Genomic DNA, 13,128 nt, shown 5'->3' with positions numbered 1-13,128 from the left:
TACAAACCAGCACCTCGCTAGCGTGAGGGACGTGGACACCACCACCCTGACCAACCTGTTCCTCGTGCTCGTGTTCGTGCTCGTCGGGGGGGTCTTCGCGGGCACCGAGATGGCGATCGTCTCGCTGCGTCCGGGACAGGTGCGCCGGATCCGGGCGGGCGGTCCGCGCGGCGAGCGGACCGCCGACCTGGTCGAGGACCCCAACCGCTTCCTCTCCGCGGTCCAGATCGGGGTCACCGTCGCCGGGTTCTTCTCCTCCGCCTACGGCGGCGCGACCATCGCCCCCGACCTGGCCCCGGTGCTCGAGGGCTGGGGCCTGCCCGCGTCGGTCGCCGACACGGTCGCCCTGGTGCTGATGACGCTGCTCATCGCCTACCTGTCGCTGGTGCTGGGCGAGCTGGTGCCCAAGCGGCTGGCGATGCAGCGGGCGGTCGGCTTCACCAAGGTGCTGGCGCCGCCGCTCAACGTCTTCGCCACCGCCATGCGGCCGGTGATCTGGCTGCTCTCCCGCTCGACCGACGCGGTGGTGCGGGTGCTCGGCGGCGACCCCGACGCGATCGAGGAGGAGATGTCGGCCGAGGAGCTGCGCGACACCGTCGAGACGCACCGCGGCCTGCGCCCCTACCACCGGCGGATCCTGACCGACGTCTTCCGCTCCGGTGACCGGCGGCTGACCGCGGTGATGACCCCGCGGCCCGACGTCGTCTTCGTGCACGGCGACCGGACGGTCCACGACGCCCGCGCCGAGGTCGCCGACTCCTCCTTCTCCCGCTACCCGGTGCTCGGCGAGGACGTCGACGACGTGATCGGCTTCGTGCACCTGCGCGACCTCTACACCGCGACGCCGGAGCAGGAGGCGAGCCCGGTGGCCGGGCTCGCCCGGCCCCTGACCGTGCTGCCGGGCACCAACCAGGTGCTCGCCTCGCTCGCCCAGCTGCGCCGCGAGCAGCAGCACCTCGCGCTGGTCGTCGACGAGTACGGCGGCACCGAGGGGATCATCACCCTCGAGGACCTCGTCGAGGAGGTGGTGGGCGAGATCTACGACGAGTACGACACCGGCTACGACCCCGAGGACACCATGCTCGAGCAGGGCGACACCGTCACCGTGGACGGCTCGCTCAACATCGAGGAGCTCTGCGAGCTGACCGGGCTGGAGCTGCCCAGCGCCACCTACGACACCGTCGGCGGCTACGTCGTGGACCGCCTGGGCCGGCTCGGCGTCGTCGGCGACGTCGTCGAGGTGGACGGCGTGCTGCTGGAGGTGGTCGAGGCCAGCGAGACCAGGATCCTGCGGGTCCGGGTCAGCCGGGCGACCCCTGGGCAGGACGGCGACCGGGACGGCCGGGCCGACGACTAGGCTCCGTGCCGTGGCCGATCCTCAGCACCCCGAGTCCCTGGGCATCCCTCGCGCGCCGGCGATCGAGGGGGCGACGCACCTGCACAGCGGCAAGGTGCGCGACCTCTACCGCCTCGACGTGGGCGAGTACGCCGGCAACCTGCTGATGGTCGCCAGCGACCGGATCTCGGCCTACGACTTCGTCCTGGAGACCACCATCCCCGACAAGGGCGAGATCCTCACCCGGATGTCGCTGTGGTGGTTCGACCAGCTGGCCGACCTCGTGCCCCACCACGTGGTCTCCACCGACGTGCCGGCCGCCGTGGCCGGGCGCGCGGTGGTCTGCGAACCGCTGGAGATGTTCCCCGTGGAGTGCGTGGCCCGCGGCTACCTGACCGGCTCGGGCCTGACGGACTACCGGGCCACCGGCGAGGTCTGCGGGATCGCCCTGCCGGCCGGCCTCGAGGACGGCTCCCGGCTGCCGGAGCCGGTCTTCACCCCCGCCACCAAGGCGGCGCTCGGCGACCACGACGAGAACGTCTCCTACGACGCGGTGGTGGCCGCCGTCGGCGCGGAGCCGGCCGCCGAGCTGCGCCGGCTCACCCTGGCCGTCTACGCCCGCGCCGAGCAGGTCGCCCGGGAGCGCGGCATCGTGCTGGCCGACACCAAGCTCGAGTTCGGCCGCCGGGTCTCCGGCACCGGCGCCGGCCTCACCGTGCTGGGTGACGAGGTGCTCACCCCCGACTCCTCCCGCTTCTGGCCGGCCGACCAGTGGCACCCCGGCCGCACCCAGCCGTCCTACGACAAGCAGATCGTGCGCAACTGGCTCACCGGCCCCGACTCCGGCTGGGACCGCACCTCCGGCGAGGCGCCGCCGCCCCTGCCCGAGGAGGTCGTGGCCCACACCCGGGCGCGCTACCTGGAGGCCTACGAGCGGCTCACCGGCGAGCGGTTCTGAGCCGTGGGGTTCACCGTCGGCCACGACTTCGACCTCCCGGTCGGGGTGGTCTTCGACTACCTGGCCGACCCCCGCAACCGGCCCGCGTGGCAGGCCAGCCTGCGCCGGATCGAACCGATGGGGCCCGGCGACACCGAGCCCGGGGTCGGCACCCGGTGGTACGACGTGACCTGGCCGGGGGTGCGCCCGCTGATGGAGATCACCGCCTGGGAGCGCAACGTCCGGTGGGTCGAGCACGGCCGGTGGCGGGGCCTGGAGGTCACCCTCGACCTGGTCTTCACCCCGCTCGACGAGCACCGGACCCGGGTGCGGGCCACCACCGTCACCCACGCCCCCGGCTGGCGGCGGCCGCTGGGCAGGCTGCTCGACCTGGTCGGCCCGCGGGGCGCCCGCGGCGACCTGCGACGTGCGGAGCGCCGGGCCCGCCGGGGCATCGCCTAGGTTGATGTCATGACGAATCTCGCGTCCCTCCTCGAAGGCTCCGTAGCCGAGCACCCCGACCGTGACGCGGTGGTGCTGGGAGACACCCGGCTGACCTACGCCCAGGTCGACCAGTTCGCCAACATGTGCGCCAACCTGCTGGTCTCGCGCGGCATCCGGCCCGGCGACAAGGTGGCGCTGAGCTGCCCCAACCTGCCCTACTTCACGATCGTCTACTTCGGCATCCTCAAGGCCGGCGCGACCGTCGTCCCGCTCAACGTCCTGCTCAAGGGCCGCGAGGTCGCCTACCACCTGGCCGACTCCGACGCGAAGGCCTACTTCTGCTTCGAGGGCACCCCGGAGCTGCCGATGGCCCAGGCGGGCCACGAGGGCTTCGAGGCCACCGACGGCTGCGAGCACTTCTTCGTCATCACCGCCGACCTCGGCGCCGACTCGCCCCTCGAGGGCGTCGAGACGATGGCCCAGGCGATGGCGACCCAGTCGCCGGAGTTCCGCTCCGTCGAGGTCGACGACGACGACACCGCGGTCATCCTCTACACCTCCGGCACCACCGGCCAGCCCAAGGGCGCCGAGCTGCGGCACAGCAACATGCTCTCCAACGCGCTGGCCGGCAAGGAGCTCTTCAATGCCGACCACGAGCGGCCCGACACCTACCTGTGCGTGCTGCCCCTCTTCCACTCCTTCGGCCAGACCGTCATCCAGAACGGCGCCTTCGCCTACGGCGGCACCGTGGTGCTGCTGCCCCGCTTCGAGGCGGAGGCCGCACTGCAGCTGATGGCCAAGGAGAAGATCACCTTCTTCGCGGGCGTGCCCACCATGTTCTGGGGGATGCTCGGCGCCCTGGACGACGCCGGTGTCGACGCCAAGGAGCTCGCCGCGCACCTGCGGGTCGCGGTCTCCGGCGGCGCGGCGCTGCCGGTGGAGGTGCACAAGGAGTTCGAGCGCCGCTTCGGCGTCACCATCCTGGAGGGCTACGGGCTCTCCGAGACCTCGCCGGTGGCCAGCTTCTCGGTCTACGGCGAGGCCGCCCGGGTCGGCTCGATCGGCCCGGCCATCCCCGGCGTCGAGATGAGGCTCATCGACCCCGAGCCGGGGGTCTGGACCGACGCGGAGGGCGAGATCGGCGAGATCGCGATCAAGGGCCCCAACGTGATGAAGGGCTACTACGGCCGCCCCGACGCCACCGCCGAGGCGCTGAAGGACGGGTGGTTCCGCACCGGCGACCTGGCCCGGCGCGACGAGGACGGCTGGTACTACATCGTCGACCGGTCGAAGGACATGATCATCCGGGGCGGCTTCAACGTCTACCCGCGCGAGATCGAGGAGGTCCTGCTCACCCACCCCGACGTCTCGCTCGCCGCGGTGATCGGCGTCCCGCACGACAGTCACGGCGAGGAGATCAAGGCGGTGGTGATCCTCAACCCGGGAGCGAGCCTCACCGAGGACGAGCTGGTCGCCTGGGGCAAGGAGCAGATGGCGGCCTACAAGTACCCGCGGATCGTGGAGTTCCGGGACTCGCTGCCGATGACCGCGACGGGCAAGATCCTCAAGCGCGAGCTCGACTGATGGGTCGTGGGATGGCGGTGGTCCTCGGGCTGCTGATGGTGGTGGCCGGGGCGTTGTGGACCGCGCAGGGTCTCGGCTGGATCGGCGAGACCGCGGAGCGGGACTTCCGGGCCACGCTCGGGCCCGCGCTGGCCGGTCTCGGCGTCGCCCTCGTCTACGTCGCGGCCAAGGGACCCCGATAGACTCGAGGGCGGACTTCCCCCGCTGACCAGGAGCTGCCCCGTGGCCACAGTCGTCGTCGACGTCATGCCCAAGCCCGAGATCCTCGACCCCCAGGGCAAGGCCGTCCACGGCGCCCTCCCGAGGCTCGGGTTCTCCGGGGTCAGCGAGGTGCGCCAGGGCAAGCGCTTCGAGCTCACGGTCGACGGCGAGATCACCGAGGCGGTGCTCGAGGAGGTCCGCCGGATGGCCGAGACGCTGCTGTCCAACCCGGTCATCGAGGACTTCGAGGTCCACGTCGAGGAGCACACCGTCGCCCAGGTCGCCGGCCAGGTCGCCACGGAGGCCACCCGATGAAGGTCGGCGTCGTCACCTTCCCCGGCAGCCTCGACGACGTCGACGCCCAGCGTGCCGTCCGGCTCGGCGGCCACGAGGCGGTCGCGCTCTGGCACGGCGACGCCGACCTGCGCGGTGTCGACGCGGTCGTGCTGCCGGGCGGCTTCTCCTACGGCGACTACCTGCGCTGCGGCGCGATCTCCCGGTTCGCGCCGGTGATGACCGAGGTCGTCGCGGCGGCGGAGCGCGGGATGCCGGTGCTCGGCATCTGCAACGGCTTCCAGATCCTCTGCGAGTCCCACCTGCTTCCCGGGGCCCTGATCCGCAACGAGGCCCAGCGCTTCGTCTGCCGCGACCAGCGGCTCCGGATCGAGAACGACCGCACTCCATGGACCGCGTCCTACGCGGCGGGCCAGGAGGTCACCATCACCCTCAAGAACGGCGAGGGCAACTACGTCGCCGACGCCGCCACGGTCGAGCGGCTGGAGGGTGAGGGGCGCGTGGTCGCCCGCTACCTGGGGCCCAACCCCAACGGGTCGGTCAACGCCATCGCGGGCGTCACCAACGAGCGTGGCAACGTCGTCGGCCTGATGCCCCACCCCGAGCACGCGGTGGAGGACCTCTGCGGTCCCGGCACCGACGGGCTCGGCTTCTTCACCAGTCTCGCGGAAAGCGTCTTCGCATGAGTCCCACCACTCTCTACCGGGCCGTCGCCCGCGCCGAGGCCGTGACCTGGGCGCTGCTGCTGGGCGGCATGTTCCTCAAGTACGTCACCGACACCACCGAGCTCGGGGTGCGGATCGGCGGCATGCTGCACGGGGCGGTCTTCATCGCCTACTGCCTGACCACCGTGCTGCTCTGGGTCGACCAGCGCTGGTCGCTGCGTCAGCTGGTGCTCGGACTGCTGTCCGCGGTGCCGCCGTTCGTCACCGTCCCGTTCGAGGCGCACGCCGAGAAGCAGGGGCTGCTCGGCGACACCTGGCGGCTCCGCGCCGAGGAGCCGGCCGGTGTCCTGGAGAAGCTCGCCGCCTGGCTGGTGCGCAAGCCGCTCCAGGGCGTCGTGGTCGGCGTCGCCGCGGTCGCGGTGCTCTTCGCCGGCGCGATGTTCGCCGGCCCGCCGGTCTGACTGGGTGTCCCTATTGCACGGGTAGTAACCGAGTAGGCGCGGCCGCAAGCATGCCGATGACCTGCGAATCGTGGTGGACGCCATGCTCTACATCGCCCGGACCGGGTGTCAGTGGCGCTACCTCCCGGCGTCGTTCGGTCCATGGACGCGAGTCTGATCGCAGTTCCGCCGGTGGTCGCGCAACGGCACCTGGGCGCGGGGCCTGACGGTTCTGCACGCGGCCGCACGTATCGAGGACGGCAGGACCGACGAGACACCGTCGATGGTCGTCATCGACACCCACCTGGCCCGCGGCGCCTCAAACGGTGGGCTCACCTTCCACGACCGTGGCGGACCCGACGGCCGAACCAAGGGCGCCAAGCGCGTCGTCGCAGTCGACGTGACGGGACTCCCGGTGGTCGCAGTGTTCGTGCCCGCCTCTACCCACGAGAACCGGGCCAGTGAGGTGATGCTGGAGCACCTGGCCCGGCAGGGCGTCGCCGACCGGCTCGAGGTTCGGGCGAGTTGGGTGGGACGACAAGCAGCCAGTCCTCCGTCCCATCCGGCAGCGGACATCGCGGCCCCAATAGGGACACACCCAGTCTGAGCGGGATGCTGGCGCGGCCCGATCGGTGTCGATACCGTCCTCCGCGACGTCCAGCTCTCGGGGGGAAACCGGTATGACTTCTGCGTACATTCCGCTGCTCACCGTCACAGCAGCACTGTCAGTCGTTTGCCTGCTGCAGTTCGTCCTGACTCAGGTCGGCGCAACAAGCGGCATGGGGCCTAACCGGCTCGCCGGCATCAAGACCAAGGCGACTCTCGCTTCAGACGGCGCGTGGAAGGCCGGCCATGACGCCGCCCAGCCCGCGCTGCTGACCGCGGCCGTCACGGGTCTGGGCCTCGCGGCGCCACTGGCGTTCTGGCAGGCCTCGTCGGATGGGGAGCCCACGGCGGCGTTCACTGCCGCCTGCGCGGTCGCCGCCGCAACAGTCGTGGTCCTTTTCGGGATCGCTATTCGCCGCGCCAACAAGGCGGCGCGGCAGGCCATCACCAATGGGGGAGAAAAGAGCGGGCCTGCACGGCCCGCTCCAGCGCGGAAATGAGCACAAAGATTCTCCTCGCGGGCACCGGCCCGCTGGCAGAGGCGAACCCGGACCTCGTGCAGTTCCTCGGTTTCAACCCGGACCGGCCGGACGTGGACCAGGTTGCGCTGCGGTCCTTGCCACTGCCAAGGCGATGGCTTCCGGCGACCCGATGGCCGTTGAGTCGGCGCTGGTCACCTTCACGGCCAACTTCCATGACTTCCTCCAGAGCCGAGCCGCCCTCACAGAGGACCCCTCGAACCGTATCGCCGCGAAGGGCTGCGGGTGGAAGGGCTGCTTCGCCCTGACGCTCTACGTGACGGCCAACGTCGCCGTGTACGCCAACGTGGCAGGGGCCACCAACGCCGTGGCCACGCTCGTGCTGGCCTGGTTCTACCTGATGGACTCCGACGGTCAGGAGACCCAGCTCGAGCGCGACCACCTGGTCTCGCTCATGACGTCCTCGCTCGACTCAGCTGACTGCGCGGGTGGTCGAGAACAACCGCGGAGGAACGAGCGAGCGCACCACGGCGGCCACCGCCGTGGTGTCGCTTGCCGTCGTGGTCTTCCTCCTCGCCGGGTCCATCTTCTTCTCCTTGCCGAGCAACGTGCTGAGTCTGCGTGACGGCAGCACGGTACGGCGGGCGTCGATCGGGACCCTTCCGCAAGGGTGGGCGTTCTTCACCAAGCCGCCGAGCGAATCCGAGGCCGTGGTCTTCGCGCTGCGCGAGGACCGGGTCGTCAACATCAACCGCCCACCCCAGGCCAAGGTGCAGAACTGGTGGGGTCTGAGCCGCCGCCAACGCAGCCAAGGCCCCGAGGTGGCGCAGCTGGTATGCCAGGCCACCAGGGGCGGTTCTCACGCGTCTGCGGGACGCTCAGCCGACGTGCTGCCCGGCCGGGAGGACGGCCACCTTCCGCCCGGGTTCTCGTCGCGCCACCGGGAAGGGTCTCGCGTGAGCTCTCGCCGTGGGCGGGAGCTGGTGGTCACTTGCTGACGGCGTTGAGGTGCGCAGCGCTTCGGCTACCCCTTCCTTCGCGTTCTCCATCACCGCCCCCTGTTCCGCGGTGTAGTCCTCGGTGTCGTCGAGCTCCAGGCGAAAGTCGCCTTCACCTTCCGCGATCACGCTGAGCGCGAAGGGCTCCTCGACCGTGAGGCGGCCACGGCGGCGGCCGACAGGAAGCAGGCCAGACCGAGTAGGGCCAGGGACCAGGTGGTCGCGCGGTCGAGCCCCAGCTCACCGGTCAGGGATCCCAGACCTCCAGCAGCGGTGCTTCCGACGAGACCACCGAACGACTCGGTCGTGATGGCCGCCGCGGCCAGCATGGTCGCGGTCATGGATCCGTCCGAGGTGGTCGCGCGGACGTAGAGGGCCGGGTAGCCCAGACCGATGCCGAGCCCCACGAGGGTCCACGCCACGAGAGCCACGACCCAGGACGACCCGGTCAGGCCAGCGATACCGACCGCGGCTACCCCGGCCGCGGCCAGCGTCATGCCGTACCCGGGCGGCGCGCCGTCATGGCCCAGCTTGGGGGCGGCCATCGACCCCAGGGCCCACGCGATCGGTGCCACGCTCAAGGCGACGCCCGCTTGGAACAACGAGGTGCCGAAGGTCTGGGTGAACACCAGAGTGATCAGGCTGCTCGCGCCGAAGTAGCCGGCTCCGAACAAGGTGAGACCCGCCAGAGCAGCGGGAGCGCCGCGCACCAGCCGGGCCGTGCCCGCGGGCATCAGCGCCAAGAAGCCGACCACAGCAGGCACCAGAGCGAGCGGTGCGAGGTACCACCAGCGCGAGTTGGTCAACACGACGAACGCGGTCACGCCGAGCGGCACCAGCAACGTGCGGCCCACGGGTCGCTCCTTGGTGGACTCCGGTACCTGCGGCGGGACCACCCGCAGGACCAGCAGCCTCGCGATCATCATGAGGGGCAGGGGCGACAGCAGCGCCAGGCGCCACCCGACGGCGTGCTCGAGGGCCAAGGTGAGCGAGGGGCCGACGGTGGCGGGCAGGATCCACATCGCCGACATCGCCGCGACCACCTTGAGGCGCAGCGAGTCCTCGAGGTGCTTGATCGCTGCGCTGATCCCGTAGACGGCAAGCACCGCGCCTGCGAATCCCGCCACGAATCGCCCGCCGGCGAAGGCCCACGCTGTCGGCGCGGCGGCCGCCACGCCGGAGCCGACTGCCGACAGGACCAGTCCCGCCATGAGGACACGAGCCGGTGAATGGCGGCGGATGATGCGGGAGGCGAGAGGGAGCGCGGTGAACATGCCGATGGTCGTCCCGGCGACGAGCAACGGCACCTGCCGTTCGGCACCCAGGTCGGCCTCGATGAGCGGGAGGAGGGCTCCCGCGACGAACGTCGACACGGCCGAGACGAACTCGAGCCCGACGACGCCCACGGCGAGGGTGATGGCGGCACGTCCTCGCAGCTTGGCGTCCGGTGCCAGCTCCTGACCGGTGGCACTCATGGTCGCGCCTGCCGGGATCGGGTCGGAGGTCCGGCGGTGGCGGGCGAGTCGTGGGCAGCCACGGCAGGTACGCCCAGGGCGGAGCCAAGGATCCGGCCGGCTCGGGCAGTACTCCCTCGGACACGCAAGACACCTGGTGATAGCACGGCAACCTCAGAGAATCGGTCAACGTACGGCGCTGCAGATTATCGGGAGCCGAAGGACCCGTCCAGACCCCTGGGACCGTCCTCCGACCGCACCCGCGAGCCCCGTGGTCGACCGGGAGGGAGCAAAATCTTCCCGGCCTCTTGCGGTGACTCACACGCGGTTGTTCACTCGGCGCTCAACGTGAACTGAGTGGGCGCGACCATGTTGTTGTGGCCTGGGATGGTCACGCGGCCGAGGTCGTCCTGCTCCAGGTCAGGACCCCAGCTCTCGAGCAGGGTGTCCAGGTGCTCACCCACGTCACGAATTACAGCCTTCTCCATTGCTGCCACCTCCTTCCACTTCCCGATAAGCAAAGGATTGACGAACACATAGCAAGATACGGCGGTCTCCGAATTCGTCCCGGGGCGCCCGAGCTGGATCCAGTAGTCGCTCTTGAGGACCTCGGGCCTCCTGCCCGCCTCCGGTCGCGGGGGGTGCCGTGTCAGCCCTGAGCGGCGTAGGCGGCCCGGTAGGACGCCCGTGTGTACCCGATGCCGGCGAGCTCCTTGACGGTTGCGCGGCTGTGACGGACGGCGCGCACACCCAGCCCCAGCGCGGCCACCGCGAACAGCGCGGCCGCCGCCAGCGCCCAGACCCACCCATTGCCGTGCAGCATCTCGCCGATGACGCGCCCTGCCACGGTCATGGTCGCCGCGTAGAACATCGCCAGGGCGAGCACGAGGACGGTTGTGACGGGGGTGACCGCGCGGCCCTTCGGGGTGTAGAGGGTGTCGCGGCCGTCTGTGAGGAGCTCGGTCTGGCTCTGAGCCGTCCGCCCGCAGGCGCCGCTCAGAAGCGGCCCTTCTGCAGCTGCGACCAGGTGGCGGCGTTGGTGATCCCGCTGGCCGCGATCCCGCGCCGGGCCTGGTAGGCCTTGACGGCTGCCTCGGTCGCCAGGTCGTAGACCCCGGTGCCGGCCAGCTTGCCGGCCCCGGCGGCGTTGAGCGCCCGCTGGAGGCGGAAGACGGCCGCACCCGCTGAGCCGACCTTGAGCACGGGGGCGTCGCCGGTCGCGTGCAGCACCACCCAGTGACGCTTGCGGAACTTCGGCGAGGGGGTCAGGCCCTTGGCCTGCTGGAACGCCATGGCGGCGACTCGGGTCCGCTTGGTGTACTTGCCGCTGATCCGGTGGGCGTAGTAGCCCTGCTCGGCCAGGGTGCACTGGAGGATCTTGACCCGCTTGGGGTTCGCCTTCTTCGGCTTGAGCAGGTGGTAGCGGGGGTAGGTCGTCCGCATCCCGGCGCACCGGGTCTCCGGGGCGGCGACGCTGCCCCGGCCCAGCTCCAGGTAGTTGCTGTCGATGTTGATGGTGACGCCGCCCCACGTCTCGTTGTGACCGCCGAGGTACTGCTTGACCCGGCCACCGGGACGCCACCCGTCCTCGCCGATGTAGGTGGTGGAGGTGTTGGCGAGGCCGTCCCACCGGGCGATCCAGATCCGCTGGGGCAGCCGGAACTGTCCGGGCCGCTCGGTCCGGGCGTCGTCGAGCATCTTGATCCCCGAGCCGGCGCTGGAGTAGAACCCGCTCACGTAGCCGCGGGCCTCGATCCGCTCCACCCACCCGTGGACGAACGCCAGCGCGGACTCCCGGCAGTGGGTGTTGGCGAGGTCGAAGCCCTCGAGGTCGTACCACAGGGTGCTGCCCGGGGTGATCCCGTAGGCCGCGGCGTCGTCGGCGTTCTTGTCGGCCTCGGTGGCGCCCTGGGCGCGCGCCGTCGGGTAGGTGCCGTCGCCGGGGGCGGGGGAGATCTTGAAGTCGTCCTTGTAGCGGGGGAACCGCGGCTCGCAGGAGGCCTGCGGGCCCAGCGCGATCGGCAGCAGGCGCCATCCCTTGGCCAGCTGGGTGGCGATCCAGGTGGGGTTGAGGTTGGGCTGGGTGCGGCAGGCCCGGGAGTCCCCGGAGATGTAGATGCCGACGGCCAGGAAGGGGGAGTGCTCCAGCCAGGCGTCCATCGCCTTCTGGGTGGGGGCGACGCACTGGTCGAAGCCGTAGCCGGTGAAGTCCCCGGGGGTGACCACGTTCTGCTTCTTCCGGGCCCCGCCGGTGGTCCCGTCGCTCGCGGCGGTCGCCACGCCGGTGGCGCGTGCGGGGTCGCCGGCCGGCACGACGGCCGGGGCAGCCGGGGCGGCAGAGGCCGGACCCGGGTCGGCGCCGGCGATCGGGGAGGCGGCGGCCAGCAGGCCGGCGGTGAGGGTGAGCGCGGCGAGGCCGGCGGTCAGCGGGGCGGGACGGCGGATGGGGCGCATGAGGTCTCCAGAACGAGGGAAGTCCTGGGCACCCTAACCTCAGCAGTCACACTGGTCACAGGCTTCGCCGCGAACTACACCGGGGGAGTTCCGCCACGCGCCTCAGGGGATGGAACGTGCGGGCTCCCGGACCGGGTTCTCACCTACGCTGGCGCCCGGCGCCCGGCAGGAGGGCCGGCGCCGCAGCCGGCGGTCCTCGGGGGCGGACCCGGTCCGGAGCTGGTGAGGGGGGGACCATGGAGCGGCTCACGACGGCCTGCCCGCACTGCGGTGGCCCCGAGCAGCTGGCGCCCACGTGCGCCACCTGCGGCGCGCTCCTGTGGTTCCAGACCCCGGTGCCCGACGAGGCCGACGACACCGCAGACCGGGTCTACCCGGGTCTCTCGGACGTCTCCGAGCACGTGCCGGCCAGTGAGGGTGCCCCGGTCGCTGGGCTCGGCAGCGGCGGCAGCAGTGGGAACGGAGGCTCCGTCGGGCCGGCACGTCGCGGGCTGAGGATCCTCGGCGCCGTCTGCGTGACGGCGGTGGTGCTGGCCCTGCTGGTCGGCGGCTGGCACTTCCTCGTCGGGGAGCCGGCGTCCCGGGTGGTCGAGCCCGGCGCGGGGCTGCCCGCCGCGCCCGCCGAGTCCGCGTCCGAGGAGTCGCCGCTCGAGTCGGAGAAGCCGGGGTCGGAGAAGCCCGAGTCCGAGCAGCAGGACGGCGGGCCCGCGGAGGATCTCGTCCCGGCGGAGTGCACCGGTGAGTACGTGCTGGTGACGCCGGCTGCGACCTCCGTGCCCCGCAGCTGCGAGGCGCTAGCGGCGGCGCTGGCGGAGGCCTCGGCGACGAGTGGCGCGGTCGCCGCCTACGAGGGGCCCTTCCGGAGCTCCCGGGCGGCGTGCCGCCGGCGCGACGAGATCGGCGGCAGCGACGTGCACGTGCGCCAGCTGGCTCCCGACGCGGGTCCGCGCCTGGCCTGCGCCTGCCTGATCTCCCCCCGCAAGCTCCCCGACCTGGGGCCGTTGGGCGTCGAGGGGGCGGGGGTGGGCCGCGGCGTCGCCGTCTCCGACGTCCAGGTGCTGCTCAGCGGGGTGGGACTCGAGGTGAGCGTCGACGGGTCCTTCGGCCCGGAGACCGAGGCGCTGGTCCGCGACGTCCAGCGCGACGCGGGGCTGCCCGTGACCGGTCGGGTCGACCGGGACACCTGGAAGGTGCTTCTGGGCACGTGCGGGTGACCCCGCCCGGGTCGCCTACGCT

16 protein-coding genes and 2 pseudogenes are annotated in these 13,128 nt (G+C 71.5%); 14 read left to right on the top strand and 4 right to left on the bottom strand.

Features of this window, described 5'->3' with window-relative positions; genetic code table 11:
* Nucleotides 1-31: 31 nt before the first annotated feature.
* The 13 genes and pseudogenes from AC4BG9_RS08735 to AC4BG9_RS08675 all read left to right on the top strand — a co-directional run bounded on the left by AC4BG9_RS08735 (nucleotide 32) and on the right by AC4BG9_RS08675 (nucleotide 7,984).
* Nucleotides 32-1,357: a hemolysin family protein gene (locus AC4BG9_RS08735; protein ID WP_490570702.1), complete on the top strand. Its 1,326-nt coding sequence runs from the start codon at nucleotides 32-34 to the stop codon at nucleotides 1,355-1,357.
* Nucleotides 1,358-1,367: 10 nt separating this feature from the next.
* On the top strand, nucleotides 1,368-2,294 hold the full coding sequence (locus AC4BG9_RS08730; RefSeq protein WP_490570701.1) for a phosphoribosylaminoimidazolesuccinocarboxamide synthase: 927 nt from the start codon (nucleotides 1,368-1,370) through the stop codon (nucleotides 2,292-2,294).
* Between the two features lie 3 nt (nucleotides 2,295-2,297).
* Nucleotides 2,298-2,735, top strand: a complete 438-nt coding sequence (locus AC4BG9_RS08725; protein ID WP_490570700.1) for an SRPBCC family protein — start codon at nucleotides 2,298-2,300, stop codon at nucleotides 2,733-2,735.
* Between the two features lie 9 nt (nucleotides 2,736-2,744).
* Nucleotides 2,745-4,301, top strand: coding sequence for a long-chain-fatty-acid--CoA ligase (locus AC4BG9_RS08720; protein ID WP_490570699.1), 1,557 nt, complete (start codon nucleotides 2,745-2,747; stop codon nucleotides 4,299-4,301).
* Nucleotides 4,302-4,312: 11 nt separating this feature from the next.
* Nucleotides 4,313-4,483 carry a hypothetical protein gene (locus AC4BG9_RS08715; RefSeq protein WP_490570698.1) on the top strand — a complete coding sequence of 57 codons (171 nt, stop codon included), beginning with the start codon at nucleotides 4,313-4,315 and terminating at the stop codon, nucleotides 4,481-4,483.
* A 40-nt stretch (nucleotides 4,484-4,523) separates the two neighbouring features.
* Nucleotides 4,524-4,817, top strand: coding sequence for a phosphoribosylformylglycinamidine synthase subunit PurS (gene purS / locus AC4BG9_RS08710; RefSeq protein WP_490570697.1), 294 nt, complete (start codon nucleotides 4,524-4,526; stop codon nucleotides 4,815-4,817).
* Nucleotides 4,814-5,482, top strand: a complete 669-nt coding sequence (gene purQ / locus AC4BG9_RS08705; RefSeq protein WP_490570696.1) for a phosphoribosylformylglycinamidine synthase subunit PurQ — start codon at nucleotides 4,814-4,816, stop codon at nucleotides 5,480-5,482. The genes purS and purQ overlap by 4 nt, the downstream gene beginning before the upstream one ends.
* The gene (locus AC4BG9_RS08700) at nucleotides 5,479-5,922 is read left to right on the top strand and encodes a DUF3817 domain-containing protein (protein WP_490570695.1); all 444 of its coding nucleotides are present in this window, start codon (nucleotides 5,479-5,481) and stop codon (nucleotides 5,920-5,922) included. Before purQ ends, AC4BG9_RS08700 begins: the two co-directional genes overlap by 4 nt.
* A 46-nt stretch (nucleotides 5,923-5,968) precedes the next feature.
* Nucleotides 5,969-6,079 (top strand): annotated as a pseudogene (locus AC4BG9_RS08695) (transposase); the annotation flags it as partial.
* A gap of 105 nt (nucleotides 6,080-6,184) precedes the next feature.
* A complete protein-coding gene (locus AC4BG9_RS08690; RefSeq protein ID WP_490570694.1) occupies nucleotides 6,185-6,508 on the top strand; it encodes a transposase in 324 nt (107 codons plus the stop codon).
* 73 nt (nucleotides 6,509-6,581) lie between these two features.
* Complete coding sequence (locus AC4BG9_RS08685) at nucleotides 6,582-7,007, top strand: SdpI family protein (RefSeq protein ID WP_490570693.1); 426 nt, start codon at nucleotides 6,582-6,584, stop codon at nucleotides 7,005-7,007.
* Nucleotides 6,958-7,443, top strand: a pseudogene (locus AC4BG9_RS08680) (sporulation delaying protein family toxin); the annotation flags it as partial. The gene AC4BG9_RS08685 and the pseudogene AC4BG9_RS08680, both read left to right, overlap by 50 nt.
* 31 nt (nucleotides 7,444-7,474) lie before the next feature.
* Nucleotides 7,475-7,984, top strand: a complete 510-nt coding sequence (locus AC4BG9_RS08675; RefSeq protein ID WP_490570692.1) for an SdpA family antimicrobial peptide system protein — start codon at nucleotides 7,475-7,477, stop codon at nucleotides 7,982-7,984.
* A 125-nt stretch (nucleotides 7,985-8,109) separates the two neighbouring features.
* On the opposite strand, the gene AC4BG9_RS08670 is transcribed toward AC4BG9_RS08675, so the two are convergent.
* The 4 genes from AC4BG9_RS08670 to AC4BG9_RS08655 form a co-directional block, all read right to left on the bottom strand.
* Entirely contained in the window at nucleotides 8,110-9,459 is a 1,350-nt protein-coding gene (locus tag AC4BG9_RS08670) for an MFS transporter (protein WP_490570691.1), read from the bottom strand.
* 311 nt (nucleotides 9,460-9,770) lie between these two features.
* Complete coding sequence (locus tag AC4BG9_RS08665; protein WP_490570690.1) at nucleotides 9,771-9,902, bottom strand: hypothetical protein; 132 nt, start codon at nucleotides 9,900-9,902, stop codon at nucleotides 9,771-9,773.
* A gap of 185 nt (nucleotides 9,903-10,087) precedes the next feature.
* Entirely contained in the window at nucleotides 10,088-10,324 is a 237-nt protein-coding gene (locus AC4BG9_RS08660; RefSeq protein WP_490570689.1) for a hypothetical protein, read from the bottom strand.
* A 110-nt stretch (nucleotides 10,325-10,434) separates the two neighbouring features.
* Entirely contained in the window at nucleotides 10,435-11,892 is a 1,458-nt protein-coding gene (locus tag AC4BG9_RS08655; RefSeq protein WP_490570688.1) for a glycoside hydrolase domain-containing protein, read from the bottom strand.
* 236 nt (nucleotides 11,893-12,128) lie between these two features.
* Here AC4BG9_RS08655 and AC4BG9_RS08650 point away from each other — a divergent pair, with 236 nt between their 5' ends.
* Complete coding sequence (locus tag AC4BG9_RS08650) at nucleotides 12,129-13,106, top strand: peptidoglycan-binding domain-containing protein (protein ID WP_490570687.1); 978 nt, start codon at nucleotides 12,129-12,131, stop codon at nucleotides 13,104-13,106.
* The last annotated feature ends 22 nt before the right edge of the window (nucleotides 13,107-13,128 follow it).

The organism is Nocardioides sp. Z40_12 (genome assembly GCF_058215795.1).
The sequence above is the reverse complement of the archived record's forward strand: the minus strand, read 5'-3'. Positions and strand labels throughout refer to the sequence as shown.